The organism is Candidatus Binatia bacterium, assembly GCA_026415395.1.
Taxonomy (GTDB): domain Bacteria; phylum Desulfobacterota; class Binatia; order HRBIN30; family HRBIN30; genus HRBIN30.
In genome coordinates, this window is sequence record JAOAHD010000007.1 from 220,201 (window position 1) to 230,939 (window position 10,739).

The following is a 10,739-nucleotide window of genomic DNA, read 5'->3' on the forward strand; positions in this document are numbered from 1 at the left end:
GTGCGCGAGTACATCGGGGGCAAACTCAGCTCGTTTGTCAAGAGCGACCCTGTACTCTGCAGCCTCGAAGAAGGCTACCGGTACGAAAATGACTGGCAGAGCTTTTTCTCGAAGATCGTCGAAGACCGCGCCGAAGCGCCGGAGTGGAGTACGCTGAAAGATAAGGAGCGTGCGCATTGGCTCACGCACCAGCTCTTCCGCAAGCTCCCCTCTCCCGGGCGCGTTTACCGCTTCTGGCGTGCGTGCGAGACGTTCTTCGACGAGCTCCTGGACCAGTTCCGTGAAATCGTGAGCGCGCACCCGAACCGATGGCGCACCCGTCGCGTGCTTCTGGAACCGGCGGACGGCACTCGCTCGGGTTGGGAGGACCGGGAAACGTATCTGGGCCGGTTCCGGGACGCTCCGTTCGAGCTGGTTTATTTGGAAGATCGTAAGGCCTTCGTCACGATCGCGAATCTCGGCCGGTGCTTGGAGCCCGAGGAGCCCGACGACGCGATTAGAAACGAGAGCCAAGCGTGCCCGATCGAGCTGAAAGGGGACGATGGCGAGGTTTGCATGCTGCGCATAAGAGCTGTCGAGGCCCCGGAGTGTCTTGGGGTTTACTCGCCGCTCATCGTCTTGGACCGCAGCCCGCGGCGCTTCCGGGTGCTTGTGCCGCTCGACCGTGCCGCTGCTTGCATCGAGGCGGCCATCGCTAAGCGGCGCGACGAATTTGCGCGGGTGTGGGAGCGGATGCCCCTGCGGATCGGTGTGGTGGCTTTTCCTCGGCTGACGCCGTTTCAGGCGGTCATCGAGGCGGCGCGGAACCTGGAAGATGCGATGGGCCGGCAGGATTCAGAGCTGTGGCGCCTACCCGAATGCCGCTCGCGCCGGCATTACGGTCTTGTTGCTGGACCATCACCGGGGCCAGGAGGTGGTCCTAATACCCACGCGGCTTCCGGACGGCCGCGACGATGTGTTCTACCCTCATGTGCAGGTGGAAGATCGGGAGCAGCGCGGGCCCGGGATTTCCAGTATCCCAAGGGGCAAATCTACCGCCACATGGCGGACCTGCGACCCGGGGACAGCGTGGCCGTCCACCCCAGCGGCATCGCGAGTGTATTCTTGGACTCGACAGCGCGTCGGTTCGAAAAGCCCGAGGTTCGGCCGCTCGAGGATTTCGGACGGATGCGGACAACGCGGGAGCTTTTGGTGCGGTATGCACCGAGCGTCAGCGCGCTGCGTGGGGCCTGGAACGAAATCGAGGAGCGTTCCCGAAGTTGGCGCGATCCCGAGGGGCGTTGGTTTCCTGGCGCGTAGGCTCAGTGGCTGGATCTGACGCGGGCGATTGTCCGCGACCGCCTCGGGATCACGGGTGCGGCTCTCGAGAGCCTCGTGGAGGCGGGGAAGCGAGGAACACTCGGATGGGCGCTCGAATGGCATCTCGCTTGGCTTCAAGAAGGGCTGGAAGGAGCAGGATCATGAGCAAGAGCCACGAAAAGTTCACTGTCGTCGGAATGGCGATCGATCCTGTCCACGTGGGAAGCGGCGCAGCGCGGCTCGGTCGGGTGGACCTGACGATCGTGCGCGATCCTGTGACCAGCGTGCCCAAGATTCCCGGCTCGAGTCTGGTTGGGGTATACCGATCGTACGCAGCCATGGGTCAGCAAGAGGCGAATCCGGCCCGCCAAATCAATGGCCAGCGGAAGCCCTACTACCCCGATTGCGCCGGGCAGGGCTAGCCCGACAGTGCCGGGCAAGGCGGTCATTGCCGCTAGCCTGATTGCCCGATTTGCACCGTCTTCGGCTGCGCCCGCGGTGCCGGCGGCGGCGGCTTTGCAGGCCTGGTCGCCTTCAGCGACGCGCATGTGCGCCTGTTCCCTGTCGCCACGAGGGAGGGGCCGAAGTGGGTCGCGTGCCCGGACGCATTGCGGCGGGTCGGTGTCGAGATCAAAGGAGACTTGGCCGATGCTGTCTATGAACGACCACAACACGGTGGAACCCCGCCGGGGCACGATCGGCGGCCGTCGAACGATAAGCAGCCGCTGAACCTGGGCCGGCTTCTGCTGGAACGCAAAAATACGCTTCCCGTTGGAAATGGCTGGCCGACACTGAACGGGGGCATTCCCCATTACATCGAGCAGCGCGTCGTGATCGTGTCCGACAAGCTCTTCGCGCACATCGTCAACGGCAACCTCGAGGTGCGTACCTCGGTGTCGATCGATCCGGAAACCGGGGCGGCCGAAGAAGGCGCGCTCTTCAGTTACGAGGCGCTCCCGCGCGCAATGGTGCTCGTCTGGGACGTCGTTTGCAAGACCCCGCAACACTCCCCCAGGTCGGCGGCTAGGATGTAAGGGCACAAGTCAATGGCGAAACCATCGACGCGGCCGCCAGGGTCTTCGAGCTCGGAAAGACCACACATCCCTACCTCGAGCACCTCGGCATCGGGGGCATGGGAACGCGAGGCATGGGACGGATTCGGGTACTTAACCCTGGCGCCGAGAAAACTAGCGCCGGACAGGCAGATGCGCAGCAGACGAGTGCCGAAGGAGGTTCGCAATGAAGAATCTCGACCTTGAATGCGCAAAACTGGGTCGCGAGCTGGCGGAGTCCGTACGCGACGAAAAAGTCTTCACCACGGCGCTCGGGGTCCTGGAGGAGGAACAAGGGCCTTACGCCTGCTTTTTGTACCTCGAGGCCGGTGAGGGCAAGGCGGGGCAGGCAATCACCACGCGGGGGACGAAGTTCTTGAAGGAGAATGTCGACGACAACACAAAAGCCACGAATCCGCTCGAGTTCGTTCAGGGCCTGGCGTCCGACCTCGACCGTCTCCTCTTCACACGTGACCTGCTCCGACAAGCATTCGTGTACGCCCGCTACCACGCCAAGGCGCGGGGAAGCGCTGGAGAGAAGGCATGACCTGGTCGCTCTACCGTTGGACCTGGCTTCTCGAATCCCCCGTCTACATCGGCATGCCGCCGGGGGGCAGCCTCAACCGCTGCCGCATCTACGTCCCAGCGCGCAGGATTTGGGGTGCGGTCACGGCGGAGATCGCGCGAGCGGAGGCTCCGACGCGTTTCCCAAGTACGACGACGTGGAAAAGAAATTCAGAAATTTGTGCGCTTTACCTACCTCTTTCCGGCCGAAAAAGTTGATGGTGATTGGCGTGCGTGGCTCCCCCGCTATGTCTCCGGGAAGGGATTGGTGTGGCAGCGACAAGGTGCCCCCAGCAATCACCTTTTGGACCGCGAATTCCGGATGCGTCTTCTCTCTACTAGGCCAGCGACTGCAATCGAGCCTTGGTCGGACACGGCTGACGACGGTTCGCTTCGCGAGACGGAGTGCGTCAACCAGTACTGGCGAGAACCAGACGGCGGTGTGGGATCACCGGTGGCGCTGGTCGGCTACCTGTTCATATGCGCCGCGAATGGTGCGGCGGCGAACCCTGCCACCGCCAGCGAGCCGGAAGTGCTCGACAGGCTGTTCGTCGGCGGAGACACGCGATACGGGCTGGGCAGGCTGCGGTGGGCGTACCCCGGGACGATGGGAGGAAGCGACTTCCGTGCTCGGCGCATCGGCCGATGCTTCGGGGCCAGACCCTCGAATCAAGGCAGACCGGGTCCTGGCTCATGCGAGACCGCCTCAGGACGGGAGAAGAAGGGTCTTCGGACAATTGGAACTGGTGGCAGGTTGGGACGACCGGAACCTGGTTCCCCAGGACACCGGACCGCTTTTCGCCCCTGGCTCGAGCTCCGTCGAGGAGCTGTGGTGGACACTGGAGCCGAGCGGCTTTTGGAATCCGGCGGGCAGCGCATGGATATTTTCGAACTACGCCGCAACGCCCTCGCCGACTACCGCGACTTTGTCCGCTCGTTCATCCTGATCGCGAGCGAGCACGGGTGTTCGATGTGATAGCCGCGCTGGATAGATCCTTGCAAAACACGCATTACGTAGCATGATTTGCAAAGATGATAGGGCGCCTGCTGCCCGAGGCCCTCGCCGCGCTGGAGGAGGCGCCAGCGGTCTGCCTGCCCGGGGCGCGGCAGGTCGGCAAGGCGACGCTCGCGCACGCGGTCGCCCGCAGGGCGATGCGCTTTATCTCGACCTCGAATCGCCACGCGACCTCGCCCGGCTGGGGGACCGGAACGCTACCTCGAGCAGCACCTCGACAAGCTCGTCATTCTCGACGAGGTGCACCGCGTGCCCGGACTGTTCGCGCCGCTGCGCGGTCTCATCGACGGGGCGCGGCGGCGGGGCTTGCGCACCGGGCGCTATCTGCTGCTCGGTTCGGCGGCCCTTTCATTGTTGCGCCAGGCGGGGGAGTCGCTCGCCGGTCGGGTGCGATTCCTGGAGCTTGCGCCTTCGACGCGCTGGAGGCGCGCTCGATTCCGCTCGATCGGCTTTGGCTGCGCGGCGGATTCCCCGAGAGCGTGCTCGCCCCAAACGACGAGCGCAGCCTGCGCTGGCGCGAGGATTTGATCCGCACGTACCTGGAGCGCGATATTCCGCAGTTCGGGCCGCGGCTTTCCGCCGAGACCCTGCGTCGGCTCTGGGTGATGCTCGCTCACCGGCACGGGAGCCCTCACAACGCCGCGGAACTGGCGCGCAGCCTCGGACTCGATACGCGCACCGTCAACCGCTGTGTGGGCTGTTGGTTGACCTTTTTCTCCTGCGGCGGCTGCAGTCGTGGCATGCCAACGTGGGCAAGCGGCTCGTGAAGTCGCCCCGGCTGTACGTGCGTTCCAGCGGCATCGCGCATGCGCTGCTCGGTATCGAGATGCTCGATGCCCTGCTCGCGCACCCGGTGGCTGGGGGCGAGCTGGGAGGGCTTCGCGATCGAGAATCTCATCGCCGCCGCGCCCGAGGGAACGAGTGCCTACTATTGCCGCACGAGCGGTGGCGCCGAAACTGTTCTGCTGCTCGAGCTGCCGCGCGGGGAGCGCTGGGCTGTGGAAATCAAGCGCAGCACGGCGCCGGCGGCGACGCGGGGCTTTCACCAGGCTCGGGCCGACGTGCGGCCCCGGCGCAGCTTTGTCGTCTACCAGGGCGCGGAGCGCTTTCCCCTTGCCGAGCGGGTGGAGGCGGTGCCGCTGCCGGAACTCGCCCGGGAACTCACCGCCTTGAGGAAAAAGTCATGAACATCTTCGATCTGCACTCCTTCGTGATCACGGACTACCGCGATTTCGTGCGCTCGTTCTTCACGATCCCCGACGAGCGGGCGCGGGGGTTCGTGGATCGGGCGATCGAGGAAGAGCAACACCTCTGGCCCGAGCAACTGGTTTTGCGGATCACTGCGGGCTGAGGCAGAAAGTCAGACTGTGAGGGCTTGACACCGCTGTGCTGCTGCTGCGGGGGACGACCACGAGATAGCGGGCGGCCCGGCGTTGGGTGCGCGCTGCGCAAGCTGGGATTAAGAGGGCAGAAGGCGCGGAACCGCGCGGACCGTCCGTCGGGCAGGCACAAGGCCTGCCCCCACAGGCCGCTCGCCGCGTTGCGGCTAAGGGGCAGGTTCGGTAGCAAACGGGCGAGGAGAACATGCCGATGTCGGAGCAGTTGCAGGGTCTTCGTCCCTCAGCCGGGTGGCCAGTGGTGCACTTATTTTACCGCGTGGATCGGCCCCGTTGGCGCGGCCAAAGTGCGGAGGCGCGTGAGGCGGCAGTCGAGGAGTTCCAGAACTGGCTTGTGGAGGTGCAACGCGAGCCGGAGTTGCAACTCGTTCCGCAAGCGGGGGTGACGAAGTTCGACTTCGGCATCATGGCCATTCACCCGGACTTGTGGCGCATCCAACAGCTCGGGCAGCAAATTGCCAGCACCGGCTTCGGTGCCTGCTTGCTGCCAGTGTATCAGTTTTTGTCGCTCACCGAGGCGAGCGAGTACATCACCAGCGAACTCGACTGGGCCCGGCTGCTCCTCGAAGAGCAAAAGCTCGATCCGACCTCGCCTGAGTTCGCCCAGCGCTTCGCGGCGCTGCGCAAACGCACGGCGATTTACGCCGAGTCGCGCATTCATCCGAAGCTGCCAGAAGACTACCCGATCGTGTGCTTTTACCCGATGAGCAAGGCGCGGCGCGATCAAGACAACTGGTACCGCTTGAGCTTCGAGGAGCGGAAGAAACTCATGCTCCAGCACGGCGAGGCAGGACGCCGCTTTGCCGATCGCGTCACCCAGCTCATCACCACGTGCACGGGAATCGACGACTGGGAATGGGGGGTGACGTTGTTCTCGCGCGACCTCAAGGCCATCCGCGACATTGTGTACGAGCTCCGCTACGACGAAGCGAGCGCGGTGTACGGCCTGTTCGGTTCGTTCTTTGTGGGCATTCGCTTTGCCCCCGAGCGTCTCGCCGGGGTGCTGCACCTTTTGTAACAGGGGGCACCGCAGGCTTTAGTTTCCGCGCCGTGGCTGGTGCTCGCTCGGATAGCCGAAGTACTCTGCGGCAACCTCGGCGGCGACCGCTTGGAATTCTGCGGGTACGAACACGTAGAACCGCCAGAGCTCCTCGTAGCGCCGCTGTAACGCATGGATCTCGCCACTTTGGTCATAACGATCGAGCGGCTCGACCCCTGTGGGTGTAATTGCCAAGGCGCTCGCTTCTTTCATGGAAGTCAACGCCGGGCAGTAGACGATGACTTCGCCCGGGTTGCAACGGAGTTCGCTGGCAATGTGGCCCTCGGCAATGCGACGCTCTTCGGCGGATTCGTGGTAGCGGCGCACCAGTGCGGAGCGCTGGGCACGGGTGAGGCGCGCAGCCGAGAGCACGTAGCCGCGCTTTAAAAGCTGGCGCCGCTCCAATCGCTGGACGAGGCGGACAATGTTTGGATCGGGTTGCTGGCGCGAGGGAATTTCCTTGAGTCGTTCGAACAGGGAGGCATCGTGGAGTTGCAGTAGCTCCGCCTCGCTGAGGTGCCCGTGCTGCTGTGCGAGCTCCACTGCCTTGGAGATCATCGCGCCCGCGGCCACTTTCGTGTGGTGGTAATACACGCGCTCGGTGAGGAAGTAACGCAGGCGCAACAACTGCACGGTTTCGGAAAACGTGTCGGGTCGTACCATTCCGTGGCGTGTCAGGGCGAGTGCGAGTTGATTGCCGGCAATCTCGAACGAGCGAAATACGCGCTCGTCGTATCGCTGGGCGAGGCCGGTGAAATACGCGTCGCGCCTGAGGTAGTCGAGGAGATCGGCGTCGATCGTGCTGGCCACGATCTGCCGCGCCCACGGCGGCACGTGGCGATACTCGCGCAGCCCGAGCAACTCCTCCATGGGCTCGGCAATCCCGAGGCGGTGGAGCTCCTCGCCCAAATGCCCGCTGAACAACAGAGCCAGGCGCTGGCCCTTGTCGTGCCGAGGAAAGAGCCGGCGCTCGTCCTCGAACGTGTGCCCGAAGGGCACATGGGTTACGTCGTGCAGCAGCGCGGCGGCACCGATCAAACTGGCCAGCGCGGGGGAGACTTCGCGGGCGTGGCGCGTTTGCAGCGCTGCCAGCAAGCGTTGCGCCGTTGCGCAGGTGCCGAGGGAGTGGTCGAAGCGGGTATGCACGGCTCCCGGGTACACGAAAGACGCCGTTCCCAGTTGCTTGATGCCTCGCAGGCGCTGCACTTCCGGGAAATCGAGAACGGCTGCTTGCAGCTTGTCGAGCTCCACGTCGCCGTGAACTGCATCGCGCACCACCATAACCGCAGGGTACCGTGACCGGTGCTGGAAGAGCAATGCTCAGCCCTTCCTCGAGGGAGTTTCCATCCTCGACGCTGTTGAAGCCGAGCGAGCAAAAATACAGCGCCAGGGCCTATCGCCTGGGTCTATTGCTCGACACCTACTGCTGGCCGGCGTAGCGTCGGCGTCGTTTCGTCTCGATTCTCGCATCGTAGCGGTCAGCGTTTGTGAAGAGGTGAAACCACGCGGTCTTGTCCGTGCGAAGGCAGAAGCCGCAATCCCGGTCGGATGCACGCGCTCGTTGTCGCCATTGTTTTCGCAGGGTTGTTGCCTGCGGCGGCGCTGGCTTACTCCTGCGCTGGGCGGCCGTTTAGCGAGGTCCGCGTCTTTGTAGATTTCCCATACGTGGGCAACCTTGCCCAATATTCGATCAGTGCGCGTTTACCTGGCTTTGCTGGTTGTCGCCTCTCGACGTCCACCGAAATCGCCGTCGTTTTGCCGCTCGGTACAGAGGTCTCCGCGACCACGCAGGGGTGGGTGAATGGCGTGCCCGTCAGCGCTTGGATCGCGCGTGAGCATGACCGCCTCGCGTTTCTTTCGCCGCTGGTGCTCCCGCCCGGCTCGTCGGTCAGTATCGCCTTGCGCGACATCCGCAACACGTGGGGCGCGGGTGCGCGGGTAATCGTGTTGTCCGTTTTGATTGGTGACTCCAACCGCATGGGGCCAACGCTGGCTGCAGCGTTTACGATCTTTCCCGCTGTGGGCGGAGGACCCATGCCCACGGTGGTTCCGGAGTCGCCCCGCGACGTGGACGCCCAGGGTTACCGTTGTCTGCCGGAAGGTGGGTCGGCACGCGCCAACTGCTTGTTGGAATAGCGCTTCGCCGAGCTAGGGCAACGGGAAGTGAGGCGTCGCAGGGTCCACAGGTTCGTGTGCTACGAGGGCGATCCGGGGTGCGATGTCGATCCCAACCTGAGCGATGGGGTGTGCCTTGTGCCAGTGGGGTTGTGTGCCAACGTGACGGATGGACGCCTGCCGCATTGTCAACCCACGGATGTGCGGTAGGTGGAATTGCACTCGGGCGCGTCCGCGCAACTCGCCGCTAAGGATCGGCAGAACTTAGAAGCGCTGTTGGTACTGGCTGTCCCGGGGGTTTAGGTGTGCGGGTCACCAGCTTTGGCACACTAGTGTTTGCCGGCCAGCCGCAGACTGCGCAATCACTGCAGCGACACCACGTTGCTGCGCATTTCGCTACGGCGATCCGCCCCAGGGCAGTGGCGGCGCACGGCGAAAACGTTTCGCAGTATGGCACTGAGTTCCTCCGGTCACATTGACCACGACAGCGTCAAGATCGAATGCCGTCCGAGCACCTGTGGGAATGGCAGGGTGGAGTGGGACCATGAGGGCTGTGATGACGGCAACCGCATCGATGGCGACGGTTGCGATCGCGGTTGCAGAATCGAACAGCCTCCGACGGCGACACCGAGCGCAGTGCCCACGGCCACGCCGGGTGTCGTGTACACGCCAACCCCGTGGCGTACACCCACTCCTGACCCCAATTCCCCCCACCTGTTCGATCCGCAACCTACGAACTGTGGCAACGGAACGGTGGATGCAGGAGAGGACTGCGATGACGGGGAAGTCTGTATCGGCACTGCCCGCGCTGGGCAGGCATGTCAAGCCGACGCGGACTGCTTGACCAGCGTAGATGAGTTCCGTGGCGTATGCGTAGGCGGCCCAAAGCTGGGCACCCTGTGCCAGCTTGACAGTGACTGTGCGCCGGGGCGCTGTGTGGCTTGCCGCACGATCGGTGGCGATGGATGCGGGGCCGATTGCACATCTGAGTTTGCTTCGCCGATCACTTTCCAGTTGGTTCCCGGGGTAGCAACGTCGTTCACCGATCGACTAGTCGCGCCAGGAAGCAGCGGGTTTGCGTTGTGGGGTGACCCTGTCGAGTTTGCACTGCCCTTGGAGGGAAGTCATCGACTTGGTCTCGGCAAAGAGCGAAGCGGGCAAATTCCTGTGGTTATTCGCGCCGACAGCGTCCAGTACGACCCCATCCCAATTTCCACGCTGGCTTGTGCGTGCGCGCGGGGTGTGGCCTACCGAACTTGTGGAGGAGCGCTCTTTTATCCCTCGGGACATCTGGTGGAAAGTTGCACGGCCGGGTTCCGTGCGCCGCCAGCCGCGTGCCCTCCTGCGCGACCGTGCGCCGATGTTTTTGGGCCAGGGAATGCTGCTGCTGGGGACGTCGGTTGCAACGGCTTGGGCGGTGTGCAGTTGGTTGCGGCACAAGATAGTTTGGAAGGCTTTTCCGGCGGCCGGTTGCGGCTGTTTTTGAGCGGCCTCGGAGGTCCGGGAAGTTGGCTCATGGGTTACGCTGTGGCCATCGGCACCAGAATCGGTGCGTGCGATGGGAGCTTTTGCTCGCCGAGCGACCCGCCGAGCGAACGGGGCACACCCCTGGCCTTTTGGTGGACCACAGGCCAAGCCTGTGGGGTGGTATTAAATAAAAACGACGATCCTGCTGCCCCGGCCCAAGCACATTGCGAGACCGGGATGGCCGTTGCCTGCGCCAACCTGGCTCACGGTGCGCTTCCAGGACTAACCCTGGTAACTGGCTTTCCGGTTCTGGATCAGGAGGCCATATGGGATTTTGAAGTGACGGGGTCGTTTGGTGGCGCAGTAGCTCACCCTGTTTCCCGCGCTTCTGGGGAGAGGGTGCGGCGTTAGCCGCAGGTGAGGGGGACGCGAGCAGCGAGTGGGGAGCGGCGAGTAGCGAGTGGTGGGAATTCGCGAATCGCGAATGGGGAACGTGTGCTTTGTATCGTGCGGTCGCGCGCCACCGGCATCGTAGGGGCAACGCATGCGTCGCCCGTGGTGTCTCGCGAGCAGCAGGCGCAGGGAGTGACACAATGGGGGCGAGTGGCGAGTAGTAAGTGGCGACAAACGGAGAGTAGCGAATGGCGAATGAGGACCACGTCGATTGGCGATGGTGTCGCGACCGGTGCCCCGCCAGTGCCCGTCTTGGCACGCGGCACCAACGCCATCGTAGGGGCAGCCCTCGTGGCTGCCCTCGTTGCCCACCACCACGCCGCGACGAAAGCTTTCCA

General features: G+C 64.0%; 10 protein-coding genes and 2 pseudogenes. 11 read left to right on the forward strand and 1 reads right to left on the reverse strand.

Going from position 1 to position 10,739, the window contains the following annotated elements; translation table 11 throughout:
• The 9 genes and pseudogenes from N3C12_05595 (at position 1) to N3C12_05635 (ending at position 6,345) form a co-directional block, all read left to right on the forward strand.
• Positions 1-1,299, forward strand: a complete 1,299-nt coding sequence (locus N3C12_05595; protein MCX8071909.1) for a hypothetical protein — start codon at positions 1-3, stop codon at positions 1,297-1,299.
• A gap of 197 nt (positions 1,300-1,496) precedes the next feature.
• Positions 1,497-2,333: pseudogene (gene cmr4 / locus N3C12_05600) on the forward strand (type III-B CRISPR module RAMP protein Cmr4).
• A 205-nt stretch (positions 2,334-2,538) separates the two neighbouring features.
• Complete coding sequence (locus N3C12_05605; GenBank protein MCX8071910.1) at positions 2,539-2,898, forward strand: hypothetical protein; 360 nt, start codon at positions 2,539-2,541, stop codon at positions 2,896-2,898.
• Between the two features lie 849 nt (positions 2,899-3,747).
• Positions 3,748-3,891, forward strand: coding sequence for a hypothetical protein (locus tag N3C12_05610; GenBank protein ID MCX8071911.1), 144 nt, complete (start codon positions 3,748-3,750; stop codon positions 3,889-3,891).
• A gap of 288 nt (positions 3,892-4,179) precedes the next feature.
• Positions 4,180-4,458 (forward strand): hypothetical protein, encoded by a 279-nt coding sequence (locus N3C12_05615; GenBank protein MCX8071912.1) that lies wholly within the window; start codon positions 4,180-4,182, stop codon positions 4,456-4,458.
• Positions 4,382-4,732 (forward strand): annotated as a pseudogene (locus N3C12_05620) (hypothetical protein). Before N3C12_05615 ends, N3C12_05620 begins: the two are co-directional and overlap by 77 nt.
• A 31-nt stretch (positions 4,733-4,763) precedes the next feature.
• Positions 4,764-5,117, forward strand: coding sequence for a DUF4143 domain-containing protein (locus N3C12_05625; GenBank protein ID MCX8071913.1), 354 nt, complete (start codon positions 4,764-4,766; stop codon positions 5,115-5,117).
• Positions 5,114-5,281, forward strand: coding sequence for a hypothetical protein (locus N3C12_05630; protein MCX8071914.1), 168 nt, complete (start codon positions 5,114-5,116; stop codon positions 5,279-5,281). Before N3C12_05625 ends, N3C12_05630 begins: the two co-directional genes overlap by 4 nt.
• A gap of 239 nt (positions 5,282-5,520) precedes the next feature.
• A complete protein-coding gene (locus N3C12_05635; protein ID MCX8071915.1) occupies positions 5,521-6,345 on the forward strand; it encodes a chlorite dismutase family protein in 825 nt (274 codons plus the stop codon).
• Positions 6,346-6,363: 18 nt separating this feature from the next.
• Here the strand turns inward: N3C12_05635 and N3C12_05640 are convergent, their stop codons facing one another.
• A complete protein-coding gene (locus tag N3C12_05640) occupies positions 6,364-7,647 on the reverse strand; it encodes an HD domain-containing protein (GenBank protein ID MCX8071916.1) in 1,284 nt (427 codons plus the stop codon).
• A gap of 267 nt (positions 7,648-7,914) precedes the next feature.
• On the opposite strand from N3C12_05640, the gene N3C12_05645 reads away from it, so the two are divergent.
• Both N3C12_05645 and N3C12_05650 read left to right on the forward strand, forming a co-directional pair.
• Positions 7,915-8,502, forward strand: coding sequence for a hypothetical protein (locus tag N3C12_05645; GenBank protein ID MCX8071917.1), 588 nt, complete (start codon positions 7,915-7,917; stop codon positions 8,500-8,502).
• A 429-nt stretch (positions 8,503-8,931) separates the two neighbouring features.
• Positions 8,932-10,359 carry a hypothetical protein gene (locus tag N3C12_05650; GenBank protein MCX8071918.1) on the forward strand — a complete coding sequence of 476 codons (1,428 nt, stop codon included), beginning with the start codon at positions 8,932-8,934 and terminating at the stop codon, positions 10,357-10,359.
• Positions 10,360-10,739 lie beyond the last annotated feature (380 nt).